The 21,786-nt window shown below is 34.1% G+C and carries 14 protein-coding genes and 2 tRNA genes; 7 read left to right on the top strand and 9 right to left on the bottom strand.

Going from position 1 to position 21,786, the window contains the following annotated elements; all coding sequences use genetic code 11:
* Positions 1-693: 693 nt before the first annotated feature.
* Positions 694-1,005 carry a helix-turn-helix domain-containing protein gene (locus F6K15_RS05750; protein ID WP_363267341.1) on the bottom strand — a complete coding sequence of 104 codons (312 nt, stop codon included), beginning with the start codon at positions 1,003-1,005 and terminating at the stop codon, positions 694-696.
* Positions 1,006-1,062: 57 nt separating this feature from the next.
* Positions 1,063-2,493, bottom strand: a complete 1,431-nt coding sequence (gene lpdA / locus F6K15_RS05745; protein ID WP_293058171.1) for a dihydrolipoyl dehydrogenase — start codon at positions 2,491-2,493, stop codon at positions 1,063-1,065.
* 1,404 nt (positions 2,494-3,897) lie between these two features.
* Between lpdA and F6K15_RS05740 the strand changes: the two genes are divergently transcribed.
* Positions 3,898-4,137, top strand: a complete 240-nt coding sequence (locus F6K15_RS05740) for a hypothetical protein (protein ID WP_293058169.1) — start codon at positions 3,898-3,900, stop codon at positions 4,135-4,137.
* 141 nt (positions 4,138-4,278) lie between these two features.
* On the opposite strand, the gene F6K15_RS05735 is transcribed toward F6K15_RS05740, so the two are convergent.
* The 3 genes from F6K15_RS05735 to ald form a co-directional block, all read right to left on the bottom strand.
* Positions 4,279-5,064, bottom strand: coding sequence for an RNA methyltransferase (locus F6K15_RS05735; protein ID WP_293058166.1), 786 nt, complete (start codon positions 5,062-5,064; stop codon positions 4,279-4,281).
* A gap of 486 nt (positions 5,065-5,550) precedes the next feature.
* Positions 5,551-5,634 (bottom strand) — tRNA-Leu (locus tag F6K15_RS05730).
* Positions 5,635-7,683: 2,049 nt separating this feature from the next.
* Positions 7,684-8,781 carry an alanine dehydrogenase gene (gene ald, locus F6K15_RS05725; protein WP_293058163.1) on the bottom strand — a complete coding sequence of 366 codons (1,098 nt, stop codon included), beginning with the start codon at positions 8,779-8,781 and terminating at the stop codon, positions 7,684-7,686.
* Positions 8,782-10,638: 1,857 nt separating this feature from the next.
* On the opposite strand from ald, the gene murA reads away from it, so the two are divergent.
* From murA to F6K15_RS05705, 4 genes are all read left to right on the top strand, one after another.
* On the top strand, positions 10,639-12,021 hold the full coding sequence (gene murA, locus F6K15_RS05720) for a UDP-N-acetylglucosamine 1-carboxyvinyltransferase (protein ID WP_375341047.1): 1,383 nt from the start codon (positions 10,639-10,641) through the stop codon (positions 12,019-12,021).
* Between the two features lie 2,589 nt (positions 12,022-14,610).
* On the top strand, positions 14,611-15,483 hold the full coding sequence (locus F6K15_RS05715; RefSeq protein WP_293058160.1) for a M48 family metallopeptidase: 873 nt from the start codon (positions 14,611-14,613) through the stop codon (positions 15,481-15,483).
* A tRNA-Leu gene (locus F6K15_RS05710) sits at positions 15,462-15,543 on the top strand. The genes F6K15_RS05715 and F6K15_RS05710 overlap by 22 nt, the downstream gene beginning before the upstream one ends.
* Before the next feature lie 31 nt (positions 15,544-15,574).
* Positions 15,575-15,748, top strand: a complete 174-nt coding sequence (locus tag F6K15_RS05705) for a hypothetical protein (RefSeq protein ID WP_293058157.1) — start codon at positions 15,575-15,577, stop codon at positions 15,746-15,748.
* Between the two features lie 282 nt (positions 15,749-16,030).
* On the opposite strand, the gene F6K15_RS05700 is transcribed toward F6K15_RS05705, so the two are convergent.
* From F6K15_RS05700 to F6K15_RS05685, 4 genes are all read right to left on the bottom strand, one after another.
* Positions 16,031-16,414 carry a hypothetical protein gene (locus F6K15_RS05700; RefSeq protein WP_293058154.1) on the bottom strand — a complete coding sequence of 128 codons (384 nt, stop codon included), beginning with the start codon at positions 16,412-16,414 and terminating at the stop codon, positions 16,031-16,033.
* A 200-nt stretch (positions 16,415-16,614) separates the two neighbouring features.
* Entirely contained in the window at positions 16,615-16,965 is a 351-nt protein-coding gene (locus F6K15_RS05695) for a hypothetical protein (RefSeq protein ID WP_293058152.1), read from the bottom strand.
* A gap of 583 nt (positions 16,966-17,548) precedes the next feature.
* Entirely contained in the window at positions 17,549-17,839 is a 291-nt protein-coding gene (locus F6K15_RS05690; protein WP_293058234.1) for a hypothetical protein, read from the bottom strand.
* A gap of 516 nt (positions 17,840-18,355) precedes the next feature.
* Positions 18,356-18,526 (bottom strand): hypothetical protein, encoded by a 171-nt coding sequence (locus F6K15_RS05685; protein WP_293058149.1) that lies wholly within the window; start codon positions 18,524-18,526, stop codon positions 18,356-18,358.
* Positions 18,527-18,962: 436 nt separating this feature from the next.
* Between F6K15_RS05685 and F6K15_RS05680 the strand changes: the two genes are divergently transcribed.
* A complete protein-coding gene (locus F6K15_RS05680) occupies positions 18,963-19,514 on the top strand; it encodes a DUF3611 family protein (protein WP_293058147.1) in 552 nt (183 codons plus the stop codon).
* Between the two features lie 1,085 nt (positions 19,515-20,599).
* Complete coding sequence (locus F6K15_RS05675) at positions 20,600-21,727, top strand: helix-turn-helix transcriptional regulator (RefSeq protein WP_293058145.1); 1,128 nt, start codon at positions 20,600-20,602, stop codon at positions 21,725-21,727.
* The last annotated feature ends 59 nt before the right edge of the window (positions 21,728-21,786 follow it).

Raw genomic sequence — 21,786 nt, 5'->3', positions numbered from 1 at the left:
TTTCAAGAATCAAGCAAATACTAAGGTTAGCGGACATAAATATTTCATTTCCTGCGGAATGCGGAGCTAACAGAACTTTTAATTCTCCTTGACAACTAATTCCTTCTTCCAAGATAATGAGTTAATAACTCATAGCTGATAGCTGATAGCTGACGGCTGAATGCTTACAAGCGTGACAATAAATTAACCCTTCGTTGACAGTGGAGTATTAAACCCGCAAAATAAAAGATAATTTTTGAAGCTTAATTCCTGAAAATTCAAGGAATATACTAATCAATATCCTTACATCTTTAGGACTACCCTATCTTTTAATGACTCTTTTTGTAGTCTTCAAATTTTCAAGATTTGTTAGTATAGCATTTCTTAATTTGCTGAAGTTACAGTTACTAACTTTCAAAGCAAAATTAAATTCTGAGAAACAAAAAAAATGATGACTGAATAGTGACATCTCCCATACGTTCGCTGACGCTATAGTGTGGGCTTCTCGTTTCGTAGCCCCGGTATCCCGTCGGGCTCCACGAAGCTCTAATAACGGAATGCCCTACCGCCCTATTTTTGATATTTATCGCAGCATTCAAGTCGCTGTCTATTACTATAAACCATCTATCAAAAGCAAGTTTTACCCGTTTTGTGTAGTCTTGTAATACCTGAGAATGAATCAGCTTGTACTCAGGAAACTTATAGTCATTCCAGTTAAGATTGAGACAAGGGTTTCTTACCTTGAAGGAGTTTCAGCTGAAAAAGTGTTCCAGTCTTATTCAGAAGAACTATATCTTTGGTATTGACTAAATCTTTTTTCTGAGAGTAATAATCTGGATTATCTCTTAGTTGAGTAATTGGCATAACCATTGGGCAAGCATCAACCGGACAGCGGTTTTCTTCCCACCATGAAAACCGCTCATACAGCCTATAATTGTACTGCCGACGTAAAAATTCCAGCCACAACTCTATTACTGTGGCTTGTTCTTTGTTGGGCAATAGCTTGTACTGGTAAGCGGTTCGCATATCTGGTTTAATTTAGTGTTTGCTTTTATTGTCACATCAATTTGGGAATCAGCAAACCTAACTAACAGTTGCTCGTTTAAATGCCTCATCCAAAACTTCTGACAAAGTAGGATGAGTATGTACATTAAAAGATAACTGATTAACAGATTGCTTTTGAGCCATAGCATTTGCTGCTTCTTGAATTAAGTCCGACGCATGCAGGCCAATAATATGTACTCCTAATAATTCTCCTGTATCTTGACGATAAATTACCTTAGCAATGCCATCTGTTTCTCCTTCAGCAATTGCTTTTGAATTACCCTTAAAATAAGTTTTTACACTGGCCACTTCAAATCCTTGCTCTGCTCCTAAATCTTTAGCTGCTGTTTCAGTCATACCAACATAGCTAATTTCTGGATGAGTAAAAGCAGCAGCCGGAATACTAAGATAATCTACATCCCTATTACGACCACAAATATTTTCTACCACTGTTATACCTTGAGCTGAAGCTGTATGGGCTAACATCATTTTTCCAGTCGCATCACCGATCGCCCATAAATTAGGTACTGGTTCACCACTTGACAAAACAGCCATTTTATCGTTCACCGGAATAAAACCCCGGCGGTCAGTCTCTACACCGACATAATCTAGTCCCAAATTTTTTGTATAGGGAATGCGACCTGTAGCAACTAAACAAGCATCTACTTCCAGAACCTCTTCTACTTCCTTAGTTTTAGCATCAGCTAGTTCGATAATTACTGGAGATCCAGGAGTTACCTTCATCGCCAACTTACCCACTTTAGTTTCAATATCTCTTGATTCAATTAGAACTCTTTTTGCAATTTTTGCTATATCTGAATCGAAAGTGGGCATTAATTGGTCTAATGCCTCAATCATAGTAATTTCAGATCCAAGAGCGGTATAGATATCAGAAAACTCCAGTCCAATATAACCACTACCAACAATTGCTACCCAGGGTGGCAACCAGTCTAATTTCAAAGCATCATCACTGGTAAAAACTGTTTTACCATCTAACTCTATTCCAGGAGGAACAAATGGAATAGAGCCAGGGGCAAGTATAATATCTTTACCAGTAAAGTATTCTTCTCCCTTATCTGTCTTGACCATAACTTTTTGTTGACCTGCCATTTGCCCCCAGCCTTTAATCAAATCTATGCCTAGACGTTTCAGACTGTTGGTCATGTCACCTCTAATTTTGTCAACAATTTTACTAGCATGAGAAGCGATCGCTTGTCGGTCGTAAGCTACATTATCTAATTGAATACCCAGAGTTTTTAAGTGGTGAGTATCCCGTAACTCTCGAACTTTACCAGATGCTGCCAGAAGCGCCTTCGATGGTATACAACCTCGGTTAACACAAGTCCCACCCATTTCCGCTGCTTCTACAATAGCTGTTTTTAGGCCACAACTTGTGGCATGTAATGCTGCACCATGTCCACCAACACCTGCACCGATAATTATTAAGTCGTAATCAAATTTTTGAGTCATCTGTTGTTTTTAAAACCTGTTTGTATGTTTGCAAAAACTATAATATTTGAGATTTTAGAGACGTAGCTAAATATTTTATTTGGGCTTTGTTTGAAATTATTTGTTCTAGATTAGAATATTAACCTAATTCTTGACCAAAATAAACTGTCATAATTTAAGTTTAAAGGAGAAGGAGCAAGAAAATTAAGTACATAATCCATATTGGAAAACTCTTAACTCCGGTGTGCATAAGCTAGCCTTGCATACATACATTACTTCACTTATCTGTTCTGTTGCAAACAAATCAAATTTTTATGTTTATGATACAAAGAATTGAAAAAAACTAATCTCATAATTCAGACAAAATACTTAGAATCTATCAATATTCACAACAAACGTGCGGAATGCGGGTAGCTCAGTCTTTTTAAGTTTGAGAGGAAATCGACTCAAGTGGTTTTAAGCACATTGATTGATGTTAAAATAGATGAGTTAGTAGGAATAACTATCTACGTTTTGAAGCATCCTAAGTAGAGCAGGCTAAAAAAAAGACGTTGCATATTTAATCAAAAAAACCCTAAAACCATTGAATATAAACTTTTGAGCTAATTTACAATTTGATACATAGCGCCCAAAATTTACAATGTTCTACTTAATACGGAGAAATAGCGGTTCTGTCAGAACAACGGTCAGTTATTCTGACGGCATTATGACAGTAAAGAGCAAGTAATGCAGAATATGGAGCGTACTGTTTTTTTGGGCGTTGCTGATGCGTGGGTATGATTTGTATTTTTAAGTAGTTGCTAAACTATTGAATAACAAATATTTGAGATTGTTCAATTTTTATTTTCATACCTTGATTCAGCAAGGCCTTTTTTTTGTTTAGTGATCGATTTTGAAAGCTTTAAGCAAACATAAAAGTAAGCACAATTGCAGCATCAGTGACGATAGTTGTCTTGAGTTTCTTGAGGAATATTTGACTATTCCTTCTAGGTTTAGCCTAGATCATCTCAGCATATTCAGAACTGAGAGTGTCAATTTATTATATTAGTACTTATGATTTTCTTTGATTAAAAAGGATTTATAGAAACTCAACTTAAATACATCTTGATAATATATCGCTATATCGCTAAAAATAACTTGAAATTTTCATTAATTTTAGAGCAAATGATATTAAATTGAAAAGCTCAACAAATATCGTCAAAGTTAATAATCTAATGGTTCTAGATCGATATAAAAAAAATTAATTTGTCAAAAGCTCCAAATTATCAAAATATTAGCTATGAATTAATAACATAGAGCAGATTTAACTTTTGCTCTGGGAATATACTAGAAATAAAGTATCTAGACTCCTATTGTCTGTGTCCCGATAATTTATAAAAAATAAGTTGAACGATTAACTAGAATATAACAAGGACAAAAATTAATATGGATAAAAAAGATATTCGTAGTCAGGCTGCAAAAACATTTATTGAGAGCTTTGAGAAACAATTGGATAGCTCTCTTCAGGAACCCAACCATGAAGAGTCTAATTCTGATCTTCCAGATACTGAAGAGTCCAATCAAAAATTGAGTTTATCAGAGTTAGAGGAAGCGATCGCCGATATAGACAAATATATGGAGACAAATGATCAAAGCCAACCATTATCGGAACCTGATTCAGAATAATACAATAACATCCCACTATTTTTCACTTGCTTATTTTTTCAAGTTAAATGTGTTTTAAAAGCTTAATTTTTCGTTTTTAACTATCAAAATATTTAGGTTTTTTAGCAAAAATCTTATTATTGGGATAGGTGCATAATTTAATTAATTTGATTGAGATTGACGTTGACGTTGAACTTCATACAAAATTACCGCTGTACAGACAGCAACGTTCAAAGATTCTACTTCATGACCCAAAGGAATCTTAACAGAATAATCAGCCAACTCAAGTAAATCTTGTGAAATACCAGACCCCTCATTTCCTAAGATTATTAGTGTAGGTTTTCGTAAGTCAATTTGCCAATAATTTATAGTTGAGTTTGGTACTGTTGCTACAACTTGCAAACCTTGATTTTGTAACTTTAATACCTCAGCCTTTAAATTTTCAGAAATAGCCATAGGCAACTTAAACCATACCCCTGCTGAAGCTCTAACTACTTTAGGATGATATAAGTCCACACTATCTGCACTTAACCACAAACCATCTACATCTGTTGCTGTAGCTGTCCTGATGATAGTACCAAAGTTACCAGGATCTTGCAGTTTGTCCAAAGCAATTCCCAAACTAGCAATTTTGACAGAATTTGTTGACTTTTGTGGTGCTATAGCTATTATTCCATCAGGATTAACTGTAGTAGTAAGAGATTTCAAAACTCTTTCACTTACTAATTCTATCCTTTGAGCTTTTTGAGATAATAATTCCCACAAAGATTGATTTCTTTCTTGCCATTCAGGCGTACAACATACAGTTAAAAGAGGATAACTTTTATGGCAAGCTTCTTCTAGGATATGAGTTCCCTCTAATAAAAATAACTGTTGTTCCTTTCTTCCTTTAGATTGATGAAGTTTACGAATTTCCTTTACTAAAGGATTTTGTACACTGGTCAGCACTACTTATAATTTATTTTTTATCTAGTATTACTTATTTTATTTGAGGGGTGAAACGTAAGCATTTCCTGCGGAATGCTGCGCAAACAGCTATTAGCGGTCAGCTCTTTCGTTTGTCATGCTGCGCAAACAATTTTTTAATGAGTTAACCAAGTATTTGCTTAACTTTTACTACAATTTTAAACAAATAATTGAAGCACAAGAACAACGAGCTTAAATTGTTCACTAAAGGTAATAAAGCTGATAACGCAGTTCCGACCATAGGAGGCTAGCTGACTGCTGAATGCTTACGGTGAAACACGAGCAGAATATTGTGATTTTCCTACCCATGAAATTTTGATAACTAATCAACAAATGCTACATATACCTAGTGCAGGATGACAGAAATAACTAACCAGTTACAAAATTCTAAAAGGCTTACCAATGAATACTTTTGACTTTTGAATTATGAATTCTGACTTTTAACTTCCGCGTAGCGACACTAAATAATGCGGAACCCGGGACTTGAACCCGGAAGTCCTTGCGAACACTAGAACCTGAATCTAGCGCGTCTACCAATTCCGCCAGTTCCGCTAAATCACAATTTTTTATTTTTGCCGATCTACTCCAATTTGTCAATCACTTTAAATTAAGTTTTTTTACAACCATATTTTTGATAACTAAAACTAATAATTATTCAAAATTATCTTTGTAATTTTTAATCTTTTTAATTGTTACAAAAATTAATTAAATGCTGATTATTGAGAATATTCTCATTTATTTTTACCTATTTACGTTGTTTGGTTGATTTGGTATAATATAAACATTAATCTATAATCTTGCAGAGCATTTTAACTTCACACAAATTAGGGGTTTATAAGTCTCATTCCACCGTGAACTTTAACTGTATAGATGGTTATTTCACCAGCAGTAAATAGCTTTTTTAGTTTATGAAGCTTAACACTTTTTCCTGCTGTATTTGACTAAAGAAATTTTTGATGATAAGCAAAATCAAATTCTATCATAAATTTTGAAAGAGGACTCCCGTTATAATCGCGAGATTTAACGCTCAGAGTGTCAATTTGAATTACCGAAGAATTAATAATTAATAATTAATAATTAAATAATTCGCGCCTTGAAGCCTCCCCTTTTAAGGGGAAAAAAAGCGGTCGAGGGATGGCGAGGAAACCTGCGCCATATCCAATCGACCAAGAAAAGAAAATATTCCTTATATTCAATTCCGTAACGGTTTTAACCAGAGGTAATTATCAATTATCCATTATCCATTATCAATTAATGAAGAATATATATAGCTACGGTCTTCAGGAATCAACTTAACAGTTCTAAAAGCCGATTTATTTTCAGAGCTTAGTTTACAACTGATTCCTCATCCTTAGCATGATTTTGACCATGCAGAGCCAATTTTTTCTAACTTAATGACCCTATCAACTATAAGGAAATAGCGATCGCGATTTGATAGCCATGCCTATAGAGTATAAAAAGAATTATCTTTTACCAGAAAAGAATAGGATGGCGAATAAACTCAGAAAAGTTAGTAGTATCTAAATAATCTTTAATAGTAGACTATTTGATTACCCAAAGAGTATTTTGAAAATATTAACTATTAACTTTAGCACTCAAATATTTAATTTGAGACTTGATAACCCTGGAAATATAAGCTAATTTTTATTAGCCTGAATGGTGGAAAATTCCTGTTCAAAAAAATAATCTAGTTTTTTTTAGTTATAGGTTTGCTTAGTAGATAGAAATAACTTTGGGATAAGGATTTATGACAACACTAAATGTGAAAAACTTATCCCACTTTTCCTGTTCAACTAAATCTTAGACTTCTATCTCTAATACCAATTTGAAAAAAGAATACTACAAAAAGGTAGGTATTGCTCAAATATGCTTAAAAATAGCTAGTTCAGTTCATTTTAGATAGTTATTTATATTGTTTTTTCCTTTTTTTCAAAATTTATCCCTTCTTCCTTCTTTCGTACGGACTCCCTTATGCAACGTCCCTACCATTTGTAACAAACATTTATCAAATTGGTATAACAACTGTTTACACATCCAAAAATTTTTTTTCATAAATCTGTTGTAACTTATCACCATATTTAGTTTCTCCTAGAAAAATGTCTTTAGACCTCAAAACGTTCTTCTAGAGATAGCGTTATGCTAGTTACTCCAGTTTTAGGAATATGACCAAAGATAAATTGAGCGTCCTCATAAATAATCACTCTGCTAGTTTTAATCAACTAAAAATCTAAATAAGGTTTTAGCCTTTTTAAGTATCAAAAAGTGCAAAGTTTTAGGTGGTAATGGTTCAAAAATTTAGGATTTTGATCAATAGTTGGGCAAAAAAATCAAGGGACGATTCTTCCCAGTATCTCCTCTATAATTCCCCGTTCCTCCTGACTCCTCCCCTTACCATGCAAACTGATTCAGCAAACCCTAATTACTTATCGAACCGATTTACCAAAGAGGATGTCAAATAAAGAGTAGTAGAAATCAAAGAGATAGAATGAAGATAATTTCAAAAAAAACTATCTATTCAAATTGTTGAAAAACTTATCTTATCTTAGATATTGATATAAATCTAATGATTTTATTCTTAATGATGTTCAAGGAGTGTGATTTTCAAACTGAATTTTTACTCAAATCAGGGAATACTTCTCGGACAGCAGGATGAACCAAAAAATGGCCTTTAACATTCAAACCCTTAGCCAAAGCCGGATTTTTTTCTAAAGCTTCACTCCCATAATTAGCTAACTGTAATACATAGGGCAAAGTACTATTATTCAGAGCTTGAGTAGCTGTCCAAGGAACTGCTCCTGGCATATTAGGTACTCCATAATGTAGAACTCCTGATTCTACATAGGTAGGATTTGTATGAGAAGTTGGACGTAGAGTTTCCACACAACCACCTTGATCCACAGCTACATCAATAATCACAGAGCCAGAACGCATCTGCGCTACCAAATTTTTAGTTACTAAAACTGGAGAGCGACGACCAGGAACTAGAACTGCCCCTATAAGTAAATCGGAATCTACAATAGCTGCTTCTATGGCAGAAGAACTACTGTATAACAAATCCACTCTAGAACCAAATAGAGTCTCCAGATAAGCTAACCTTTCCACATTTATATCAAAAATTTGAACCCTTGCCCCCAAACCAACAGCAATTTTCGCTGCTTCTGTACCAACAACCCCACCTCCCAAAATCATAACCTTACCAGCCATAACACCAGGAACTCCCCCTAATAGTAAACCTCTACCACCCTGTTGCCTTTCCAAAAATCTCGCCCCAAACTGCACAGAAAGACGTCCAGCTATTATACTCATGGGAGTTAACAAAGGTAACTTATGGTCAGGCAGCTCAACTGTTTCGTAGGCGATCGCCACCGCCCCACTTTCAATCAACCTTTCAGTTAGCTTTCGGTCAGCAGCCAAATGTAGATAAGTAAACAGGATTTGTCCTGATTTGAGAAATTGGTATTCTGATGATAGAGGTTCTTTAACTTTTACGATCATTTCGCAATTCCAAACCTCTCCAGCATTTTGTAAAATTTTGGCCTTTGCTTGGATATAATCCTCATCACTAAAACCTGCACCCAACCCTGCTCCTGTTTCTACGAAAACCTGGTGACCAGCTTCAGTACATACCCTAACACTTGCAGGAGTTAGTCCTACACGAAACTCTTGATCCTTAATTTCCTTGGGAATACCTATCTCCATTCACCACCTCTATATTCTATAGTCAAAAATATAATCTTATTCTGACTACATAAGCATTCAGCTGTCAGCCATCAGCTAGCCTCCTATCGGAGGAACTGCGTTAACAGCTATTGCTTTTAGTTTACGATAAAATCTTTATTAATTGTCTTACTACAAAAGTTGGCTCCCTTGCCTTTAAAGTCAGTTGTTAATTTAAACACTGTCCTAATATGAGAGAGTCTTGTTGCGCTCGAGCTGACAGCTAATAGCTGTTTGCGCAGCATTCCGCAGGAAATTCTGACCTGACTACTTTAAATCTAACTCAAAATTGATTAAGCAACTATTTATAAATAGGGTATGTTTTATTATTTATACATAGTATTAACTAGAACTTGCTGAATAATATGTTTTTTTAGACCAGATAAGTTGGGATAACTTTAATTAATCAAGAGATTTAAAAGTGCCAGTCGAAGCGAAACATTGAAAAACTGCACAGGTGATTATTCATAATTCAGTTCATATTGCTCAAATTTACCGAACAAGAGAAAACCGAAAATTCTTTCAAGAGAGAGGAATTAGTATAAGTTTTCCCCCATAAGGAATACCACCAGCAAATATTAACAATAAAAAAAACTTTTAAGTAAGTTAGTTTAATTATTCGTAAAATAGTGATGGAGATTCAAGCTACTGATTTTTTTTTTGAACGCTGGCTTATTGCTTCATTTCTAGTTTCCTAGTTTTAACATTTATTCATATAGTATTTTTATTTCAGATGTAAATCTAGATTGAGTTTTTTTTAAGAAAAAAAGCGCATAGTTCAAGTGCCTGATATCCTTATTTTTGCTATTATTTCATGCCATTTTCCCTCCTTGACTATTCCCTAGAACCTCTATACATTTTTCATAGCACTTGGTCTCCACATCCCAGATAAACACACTATATCCACCTAATATCAAATCCGGTTGAATACTTATTAGAAATCTCCATAAAAGAGGGAGTAGGGAGTAGGGAGTAGGGAATAGGGAATAGGGGGAAATAATTGATAAATAAGAGTGCGATAATTGATTTTATTGTTTATTATTGGAAATGTCTATTAGAGTTGTTGGGAGATATGGGGATATGAGGAGATAGTCCGATTTAATATTAAGGTGTGGATAGAATTATAAACATATACTGTATAGCCTGATTCTATATAACTTATATGAAAAAAATTACAACTAAATTGCGGGAAAATTTGGAATTAAGAAAAGAAGATTTAGCCTCGATAGAATTATGATTAATACCAGTTTGATATGAGTCTGCATAGAATGATCGAATTCATTAAATCCCTCTATCTTTAATCTACAGTTATTTGCGGTCAATTATACTTGAAATATTATTCTATGCAGCTTCATTTTTACTTGGTATAAACTTAATAATACTTCAGAAATTGTGATGGCAATTACTTTTTTGGGAATGAATCTGTCCAACCTTTTAAAAGAGGCTTTTTCTCTCTTATATTTTACTTTTTTACCCCGAAACCTTTTTTCTGTTTTTCCTGTTATTTTTAATCAGTAAAATTGATACTTAATTCACTAACGAACATCAAAAAATTATCAAAATAATTGGCTCGCGCAACCCCGCCTTGTTAAGGCGAAAAATTTTTGGAGTTTTGCTCAAATCTCCATTAAAAAAATAACTTCTGACTTCTGACTTCTGACTTCGTTAACACCCGCTTTACTTGAATAATTTTGCAATACTATTCCGATTTTTTCAGCAAACCCCAATTATTCCGGAAGCATCTAATTTTTTTTTGCAACGTATATTAAGAAATAGAATTTGTCAACCCCTAGACATCTGCTAACTTTCCAGTACAATCAGAAGCAAAAATTGAATTTAATAATTAAGTTATTGAAGGAGGACAGAGCCATCAATCAACCATCAAACTCAAAAGAGAACCCAAAATCATCCCCGATCAACCAATCAATACTGAAAATTTGTGGTCCATCTAACCTTCAAGGAAACATAAATATTAGTGGTGCAAAAAATTCCGCTTTAGCTGCAATGGCAGGAGCATTACTTTGTTCAGGCACTTGTCGGTTACACCAAGTTCCCTCTCTGGCAGATATTAATAGAATGGGACAAGTTTTATCTGCATTGGGAGCAAAGTTAGAACAGAATGGTAATACTTTAGATGTTGATGCGAGTAATCTAGATACTGCTGAAGCTCCTTATGAATTAGTTAGACAGTTACGCGCTAGCTTTTTTGTTATAGGTCCTATTCTGGCCAGACTAGGAGTAGCCCGCGTACCATTACCAGGTGGATGTGCTATTGGTGCTAGACCTGTCGATCTTCATGTTCGAGGTTTACAAGCTTTAGGAGCAGAAGTTCATATTGAGCATGGTATAGTCAACGCCTATATTACTGGTAGTAAAAAAAAGTTACAAGGGGCAAAAATATATCTTGACTATCCTAGTGTTGGAGCTACTGAAACATTAATGATGGCAGCAACCTTGGCTGAGGGAGAAACCATCATTGAAAATGCAGCTCAAGAACCAGAAGTAGTAGACCTAGCTAATTTATGTATAGCTATGGGAGCTAATATTATTGGTGCTGGCACAAAGAACATAGTTATATCTGGAGTCCCCAAACTACATTCTGTAGATTACACCATTATACCTGACAGAATAGAAGCTGGGACATTTTTAATCGCTGGTGCAATTACTAATTCAGACATAACTATTTCACCAGTTGTTCCTCAACATTTGAGTGCAGTTATTTCTAAACTCCAGTCAGTAGGGGTAAAAATCATACAAGAAGTACCTGGTAGCTTACGCGTTCTACCTAGTAAAAATCTTATAGCTACTGATATTGAGACTCAGCCATATCCTGGTTTTCCTACAGATATGCAGGCTCCTTTTATGGCCTTGCTAAGTGTGTGTTCTGGTAGTAGTTCTGTTACAGAGACAGTGTTTGAAAATCGTATGCGTCATGTTTCAGAGCTAAATAGGATGGGTGCTAATATTAGGGTGAAAGGAAATCATGCCATTGTAGAAGGTGTGTCCAAACTTTCAGCAGCTCCAGTAATTGGTACAGATCTTAGAGCTTCTGCTGCCTTGGTAATAGCAGCATTGGCCGCAGAAGGAGAAACTACTTTTCAAGGTCTACAACACTTAGACCGAGGTTACGAAAAACTAGAAGTTAAACTTCAAAAGTTGGGAGCACAGTTGCAAAGAATAGATATAGCTACAGAACATGAAATATTGCAGACTTCTGTCTAAGTTTATTTAATTTTTCATAAGAAGGAATAGCTTTAAACCAATGGTCTGTTTAATTAATTTTGATGGGTTAAGTACATGATCAAATTATGAAAAATAATTGATTGTGACAATTTATAATCTTATTGAAACTAACAAAATGGACTATTAGGTAGTTTATTTATTTTGGTCATCCTCAAAAAATAAGGATGTGTTGTAGTTGTAAATGCAGTACTAGATAGCTCTAATATGATTCTCCAATTTTTTAGAGTATAATTAAGTATTTTGTAAGCATTCAGCTATTAGCTGTCAGCTATCAGCAACAAGACTTTATCATATAGGACAGTGTTTAAATTAACAACTAACTTTAAGGACAAGGGAGCCAACTTTTGTAGTAAGACAATTAATAAAACTTTTATCCTAAATTAAAAGCAATAGCTGATGGCTGACGGCTGAATGCTTACAGTATTTTTCACATATCTATCGATATATTTTTGTATCAAGCTACATACAATAAATAACTCTATTAAGTCTCGGTCTCACTGCGCGAGATTAAATGCAGTATCATTGCTTCAATAAATAACCAATTTTAACTACTTTATACCAAATAGAAATGAAGCTGCATAGAATAATATTTCAAGCATAATTGACCGCAGGTAAGCCTAAATAAAGGTAGATCGATTTAATGAATTTCATCATTAGACTTCTTGCAGAAGTCAGGGAATAGGGAATAGGCAATAGGGAGTTCATTAATTGATAATGGATAATGGATAATTGATAATGACCTCTGCTTAAAACCGTTACGGAATTGAATATAAGGAATATTTTCTTTTCTTGGTCTCATGGATATGGCGCAGGTTTCGGAGCCATCCCACCCAACGGGGAAGCTGCGAAGAGAGAACTCCGTTCCGCTGTCGCGTTTCGCGTCAGCGTTGCGAAGCAAACGACCGCTTTTTTCCCTTTAAAAGGGTCGGCTTCAAGGCGCGAATTATTTAATTATTAATTATTCGGTAAAATAGTTGATTTCATATCTTGAATTGATGTAATAAAAACTTTTGCAAGAGGTCTATTCTATGCAACCTCATATAAAACTGGTATTAGGACTACCAATTTTTGTTAGAAATGTAGAAATCTGTATGATTTTTTCAATAGTTACCAAGTGCTGGCAAACTTCAGCACTCAATATCAATACTTCTGATAACTTAACTTATCTTAGATAGAATCATCTGCTTGAGTTTATATTTTGATAAAGTACGTTATAATTACTTTTTTATATAGACATCTCCAATAATCAAAAAAAAATTAATTATCGCACAGAAATTATCAATTATTTCTACCTACTTCCTACTCCCTACTACCTCTTTTATGGATATATCTAATGGTGTTGCACAGTGAGGAATTATTTGAGATTTTTGATGAACAAGATTTTTAATTTTAAAATTGCTGTAATGATTAATCTTAGTTTGTTTTAGTCAAAGTCTCAACTGATTTTTGGCAATATGATTCCATAATTTGCCACCCCTTTTTAATAGTGCCTCGTACTAATTTGAAAAAATCATGTTAAAAATAATAAGGGTAGTAAGGACGAGTAGTCATTCATTTTATAGGAGATTTTCCTTTGACTAATAAGATAAGTTATGACCTCAGAAATGGCATCAAAGCTATTCATTATGACTCCTAAAAAATACCCTAGGACGTGTCATCATTTAAATCCCAGACCCCTGTCACGGATAGGTTTTGAGCGGTTGTGACTGCCGAGTCACCCACGGCATGAAATTCAGTCATAGCATGGCACCTAGAGCTAATTGATGACACGCCCTAGCTATTTGTCGCAAACATTTATCAAGTTGGTATAACTCTAGAATATCTAGTGATTTGCTTTACCTTTCTGTTGATGAAATTTACTTACTAAAAAAACAAGCGTTTTTAAATGATTTGCCGTAGCGATGAATACATATATTTAATAATGTAGACATTTTTTTCTCTAGATTTTAATCATCAAGTTATTAACTTCTATGAACATTAAATTTATCTACTTGATAGTGAAAGTAGTTAATTTTAATAGACATCTGGTGATCATCAAAAATAAAATCAATTATCGCATATAAATTATCAATTATTTTCCCCTACTCCCTACTCCCTACTCCCTCTTTTCCGGAAATAACTAATATGCATACAGAATATTCGGTGGTATATGATGTACAAAGATCAACGATAAAGTACGGGCATATTTTCCGCCACATATGTACCTCATTGATTATGAAATATCCTGTATATATTTAAGCTTTTAAAGTTTTTAATATCCTTTTTGAATAAATGAACTACACCAAACCATTCTCAGTAGAACATGGTAAATTTTGGGTGCTATGTATCAAATTATAAATTAGCTCAAAAGTTGATATTCATTGCCTTGAGTATTTTTTTGATTAAAAATGTAACCTCTTTTTTTTAGCTTGCTCTACTTAATATTAAACTTCAACTAAATTTAGTTGATTTTTTGGGCGACATAACAATAACTAACTAAAAAATCAAACTTTCCTTAACATTGAAACAGAAATTATTTTTCTCAAATCGTGCTAAAATAACAGTCACTATAGTTAGTATTAACAATATATGACTTTGGCAACAATACCCTTAATTGGTTTAAAAGCAGATAATTTTCGGCATCCATTAGATTTAGAAGCAACTAATACAATTAAACAACTACCAGGCATAGATTTATTAGTTAGGCAATTATTAGGACCATTAGGAGAGCAATTTTTCTACATGGAAAATATTGCATCTAGTGTATTAGTAGGCAAAGATCAATTACCACATTTATACAAAATACTATTAGATGCTTGTCACACACTTGATTTAGAACCACCACAATTATATGTTCGTCAACATCCTGTTCCCAATGCTTATACATTTGCTATGCGAGGTAAGCAACCTTTCATTGTTGTTCATACATCTTTGATAGAATTACTGAACCTAGAAGAAATTCAAGCAGTATTAGGTCACGAACTAGGACATCTTAAATGTGAACATGGAGTATACCTCACTTTAGGTAATTTAATCGTACTAGCTGCTGGACAAATTTCCACATGGGGTGCTATTATAGCTCAAAGTATACAAAATCAAATATTAGAATGGGTAAGGTGTGCAGAATTTACTTGCGACCGCGCAGCTTTATTAGCGACACAAAACCCAAAAGTAGTGGCATCAGTTCTGATGAAGTTGGCAGGTGGTTCTCCGAGTATATCTGCTCAACTTAATGTTGATGCTTTTTTAGCCCAGGCAAGAGCTTACAAAGAATTTAGTCATACTGAACTGGGTGAAGTTTTAAGGCAACTTCAAACAGCTCAACTAACTCATCCATTACCTGTATTGCGTGCTAGAGAAATTGATAAATGGTCAAGTAGTCAAAAATATCAGGATCTCTTGCAAAATTTGACAAAAAGTGATTATAATAATCAAAGTAAGGGCGGGTGGCGAAATTGGTAGACGCACCACACTCAAAATGTGGCGACTTCGGTCGTGAGAGTTCGAGTCTCTCTCTGCCCACTTATACTAAGATGAGGTGATATTTGTAGAGATGGCACAAAAGTTAAAAAGATGGGAGTCTCCTCGTTACCAGGGAAGAAATATTAAGGGAAGAGGAGGAACTGCTAGATTAAGGCAAGCCAAAAAGCAGCGACAGCTACTAAGAAAAAATATCAAAAATCAGGAAAATGGGAACCATGGTTCCCATTTTTTATTTCTTTTGTAGAACAAAAATTTGATCGAATTTGACAGATAATCATTCTAGGTACTAAAACTTTTTCTCAACTTCTAACCCTCCTTAATTCTTCCTGAAATACAAAATGTCTTGTATGCTGCTATTGCTTTAGACTCTTCATACATATAGCAGTACTTTCTTTGTCGTTTGACCATAAATTTAAGTGAAAAGGAAGTAGGGAAAATGAAATGATGTAGATATCTGCTTTTTAGCTCTTATATTCGCTATGTTTGATTCTTTTTAGCGAATAAACTATCAATCAATTAGTTCTTCTTACTTAACAGGGTCGAAGACAAGATTATACGGAAAACAATCTCTAGGGTAATTATTTGTATAAGTAGTTCTTAAAATATATTTACGAGTTAATGATTCACTTATCTTACTACCCACAAATCCAAATAAACCTCCCATTGCAAACTTTATTCCAAAACCTATTACAGGATGTATTGCGGTTGCTCCTTGTTCAACAGCAACTAAAAATATTTCTTGTAAACCTTGTGAAACATTATCAGCTATGGTTTCTCCAAGCAAATTTCCTACTTGCTCGCCTGAAAGACCTCCAATTCCAGCGCCTATAGTATATCCAGCCAATTTTGAATTGCTAAAAGCTTGTTTTATCTCCTTTGCTTCTTGACCTCCTTTTGAATAGGTCTTCACGTTATATTTATCAAAAAGTTCAGCTATTTTCTCATCAATAGAATCTCCAGTTGTAGGAATATTTATTGAGAATTTAGAGTGACTTTCAATTTTTTTTTCTAATTCATATAGAAAATTAGCTCACTGAAAATATTTTTTTCCATTCAAAATATAAATATCAACCATAATTTAATCACCGCTAGTTCATTAAAGATATTTTTCTATTCAATTTTGTTTTCTGGTTTGCGTTTTATTTTTGGCTCTTCAGTATTAAATGGTATCAAAAAGCTACCTAAAACTCCCAATGAAATACCCAAACCAATTGCTCCAACAATATTACCGCTCAGAAGTTTATCTAAAATAATTTTCAAGTCTTTACTTGTAAATATTACTAAGTAATCCTGGAAATTCATATAATAAGATGACACTAGAGTAAATATTATACCTATTGTCAAACAAATAGAAATAACAATAATCCACTTAATATATTTATTGGATAATTGTTGTAAAAAAATCAGCTTATTATCAATATGAAACTGCAAGGTAGCATAAATACTAACTAATAAAACCAAAAAAAACTAAATTTTGAAATAACATCTTTATTCTTATGTATAAATCAAATCTGAAACTTTAAAATATCCATAATTTATTCAATAAATTACTTAAACGGCCAATGCCAAATAGGATGTATAGGTAAAATTATGGAAGCTTAAGATTATTATAACTAATACTATCATGTCCGGTTGAATAGTTATAATTAAAGTTCATAGTATTGCTCTAGCCCTACGGAGTTTTTCATTTGGTTAGACTAAAGTAGTGAGGTTCCATGAAACCTCACTACAATCTTTTGCTTGTGAAGATGTGGTTTATCAGTTGGAACAACCCTGTAGGACAAATCACTTACCGAATCTTCTGAATAATTAATCCTCCAAATGCTGAACAATTTCCTATAGCTCAAATTTGTAATGTCTCTATTTGAAAAGTAATTTCCTATAAGATCAACTCTATCAACTTAGCGTGCTTCATAAAAGGAAACTTACTAAGTAACGACTATTCAAATAAAGAAAGTATATGCTTAATTTTAATCAAAAAAGCCACTAAGATTAAAAGCTTGAGTAATTGTCGGAGATGAGGAATTACTGCCGATCATGTAATTTAAGGAAGATGCCTTTTCTTTTTATTTAGAATTGGCAGTTGTGGACGAGAAGAATTAGGCGGTAGATAATATTCTGGAACAGGAGTAGAGCGATCGAGATGAGAACGCTGTAACAACCAGAAACGTAATATGATAGCTACTCCTACTGTACCCATCCCCAGGAAAAACAGAGACCAACTTGCCCCTAAACCACCAATGACAGCATCAACCGATCCTACGGTCACAACAAAACTGGCTAAAGGCTCTTTTCGATAAGCAGACTTCAATAACTTTGGCCATAAAGCGTTGATCATAAGCATAATTTGATTTTGATAAAGTTTAAATCTACTCGTAAGTTTCTTAGATTTAAGGGATTTAGTGGATCGTCCAATTAATTCCCTTAATATTCATATATATAGATATTAATAACTAACTATACTGCCATATTAAACTTTAAATCAGTAAATTAGTTTTGATTTTTCTTACATCTTCAATATTTAGCAATTAATTAATACAAAATTATAATAATTTAGTATTTTCCCCAAAGTAAACTTCATATATTGATATTGTATTGATATTGTCAAGGTCGAAAGTGGATTAATTGCTACAGAAAACTAATTCCCAGTCTAGGAATAGTTGAGATTAATATAGTATACTTGCAAGCTAGATAGAAATTGTTGGTAAGTTCTTGACAAGATTAGGCTTACCAACAATATACTTCTACTATATTCTTATTATATATAGATAGACTTTTGTATGGGTTTAATCTCTGTCCATTATATATAGTTGGCAGTAGCCCTCTATATAATCTCGGTATAACTAAAACTTTAATTGAGACCTAACCAAGATAGTAAACCTTCTCCAGTCAAGTATTCAATTGCCAGAGTTAATACAAAGCCAATCATAGCTGCTCTACCATTCAGACGTTCTGAATATTGGTTAAAACCGAATTTTGGTTCATTCAGATTAGGTTTCGTAGTCGGTTGTGGTTGTGTCATAATCAATAGGTCTCAAATTTAATAACGTTTACAAATAGAGTTGTTTATTTACAATTCTTAAATATATTTTAAAAGGAGTTGACCTAGAGTCAAGCACATTGTCAAAATTCGATCCAATATCCCCAGAAAGTCCCCCTGTAATCCTTAATTCAGAATCTTATGGGAATATCAGTCCACATTTTTCATATTGCTCAAATGTCGGCATAAATGCTACAGTCTTAAATATACTTAGGCCACTGGTCTATATATTGTCAGCGCCAGTCTCTCATTGGGGGCACTCCAATAACCTGTTGGCTTGTCTTTAGGAGCGCGCCTTTAGATCAGACAAGATTAATCTGGTCATGTCCTGGGCGAGAAACAAAAACCACCCATAGCGTTTTCTCTCAAACGCAACGTCGTGAGTATATCAAAGTATTGACAATACATAATCACAAATATGTCAAACTTATCAGACCTACCAACTGCAGTTAAACAAGTAGCTAATGCACTCCGGTTCGGCGGATGGACTTGCTTTTGGGTACAACTTGTATTGGGGGTAATTTCAGGCTTCATTTTTTTATTTGCTGTTGTCACCTTACCTGGTCAAAAAAATCAAGGAGGTACAGGAGGCGGCCTATTTTTTGCGGTTTGTGGGCTTTTGGTGTTGGGATTTAGTATTTACCTTGCATTCCGTTACACTCGTTTGGCAAAAAAATTACAATCGCCTACACCTTCTTTAAGGCCAAGCAGGGCAGATACAATTCAACAAGTAAAAAGGACTTTAATTACTAGCTTGGTTGGGATGACCCTAAGTTTATTAGGAGCAGAAGCAATTGGAGGTATTTTATTAGGAAAATCATTCGTTAGTGGCTCTTTTATGTTTAACCCTACAGAACTAGGAGAATTTACAGTAGATATTTTTATAGTATTGGGTAATACTCATATAATTGTGGCTCATTTTATCGGAATTGTCGTAGGACTATTTTTACTTGATCGGGTTTACAAGTAGTCATTAAAATTGTATTTTCAAACTATCTTCAAGAATTATCTGAGAAAAAAATTTTATCTATTCAGTTATGGTTTGATAGAATTGCACTTTCGATTGTACTTTAATTGAATTATTAATTTGTAGTCAATTAATATCAAATCCGTTTAATTTGGTATAAAAACATTCTCTATCTTCACCATTAGCAAATCTTGATAATTTTTTTCCCTCCTGAGGACTGAGGACTGAGAACTGACTCCTACTTCAAAAGATTTTATACCGATGCTACCGGATTTGATATAATATATCTATAACATTAATGACTAGATTAAATATTCAAAAAACTATTTCGCAATAGATAAGACAAAGGTTACTCGTTAGAAAAATTTGCCAGAAAAAGAAGAAACTTAAATATTCGGAAACTTGTACAAAAAACAAAAATTAGAGAGTTTTTGTCAAATAAATATTTAGATCGTATAGTGGACTGTTTCACTTAAAATAGTGCATTAGCCTTTTTGATAATCACCCCATCACCCCGTCATTACATTCTCTTACCGAATTATTAATAATTAATTATTAATAATTAAATAATTCGCGCCTTGAAGCCTCCCCTTTTAAGGGGAAAAAAAGCGGTTGAGGGATGGCGAGGGGACCTCGCCATATCCATGAGACCAAGACAGCGGTCGTTTGCTTTTGCTTCGCAAAACTGGCGTAACGCAACGCTGACGCGAAACGCGACAGCGGAACGGAGTTCTATCTTCGGAGCTTCCCGTAGTGGATTGTTTCACCTAAAATAGTGCATTAGCTTTTTTCGTCACCCCATCCCCCCATCACCCCATCCCCCATTTTCTATTGCAACATTTTAGATGAAACAGTCCAGTAGGGTGCGTTAGTACGCAATGCACTATCCCACAGCAGGCGGCGTGTAACAGTCAAACTTACCATTTCTGGAGTAATGGTAAGTGTGCTCTCACAAACCATACTTAATCTTTTGTTTACAAACAGCCTCTTAAATCTTCGCACTTCTTATATCCGGAATCAACACTAAATTCCAGAATAAATTACTTAGATTACTCCTATTAAGTATAAATAAAACTAAAACCCTAACTATGGAATTAAAACCTACATCTGGCTATAGTTTTTCTGGGCATATTCCTATAGAAATTGGTCAAGATAATTGGCGATCGCTACTGAGTAATATTGAAGCTGAAACTTATACTCGCCAAGTTTATAGTGTAATGTTGACTGACATAAAAACTTCTCTAGAAGAAGCAGTAGCTCAAACCGAAGCTCAAATCAAAGTGTTAGGACTAGAAACAATAAAACTCAGCCTAAAAAACTTGACTAGAACATTAATACCAGAAAAAAAAGCATCTTCAGCAGCTCCAATTAACTCTAATTCTCACAATATGAATGAGCATAAAGAAAGTATGAATTACCAACAAATGAATCAGGAAAAGTTAATCCAAAACCATCAAAATCAACCTCAAACACACATGAGTACTAACCTAAATACTACCGTAGAATCAGAAATTACTACTGAATCAGCCTTAGTATCCATAGATTCCAACAATATGGAAACTCATATCCCAGAAAATAACCAAAACTCCTTAGAAGAGTTACAACCACAAAATAATCGACGAAAACGGCGAAAAAAACTCACAAAAGCAGAAAAAGCAGCCTTATTAGTTCAAGAAAAAAATACATACCTACAGCAACTAGGGGAAAAACTACAAAAAGCACGAAAAATGCGTTGTTTATCTATGAAACAAATTCATAAACAAACCTTCGTACCCCTTCATTATCTAGAAGCCATAGAAAAAGGCCAAACAGACGAACTACCAGAAGATATATATCTTCGAGGATTCATCTTTCGTATTGGTAACGCTTTAGGATTTGATGGAGTAGCTTTAGCAGAAGCTTTACCTATGTCCGATCCACTTCAAGGCTTAATGCCATCTTGGTCTAACTCCAATAAGGACATTGGATTAGGTATAGGTCCCATTCATCTATATATAGGTTATACAGCTTTAATGGCCGGTGCAGTAGGTGGACTAAATTGGATGTCTCAACAACCAAGTCCAGGAGCAAATCTTGCTCCAGATAAATTAGAAACTCCTGATTCAGTTGCTCACTCAGATAAACATTTAGAAACTATTCAAACACCAGGATTAAAATCTACTAAAGGTAGTGTAGTTGTTGGTTCCGACCTTGCTCCACCAGAAACAATGATTTGAAGAAGGAGTTTAATAATTAATAATTAATAATTAATTATTAATTATTAATTATTATTGAA

Source organism: Okeania sp. SIO2B3 (assembly GCF_010672525.1).
Classification (GTDB): domain Bacteria; phylum Cyanobacteriota; class Cyanobacteriia; order Cyanobacteriales; family Microcoleaceae; genus Okeania.
The sequence above is the reverse complement of the archived record's forward strand: the minus strand, read 5'-3'. Positions and strand labels throughout refer to the sequence as shown.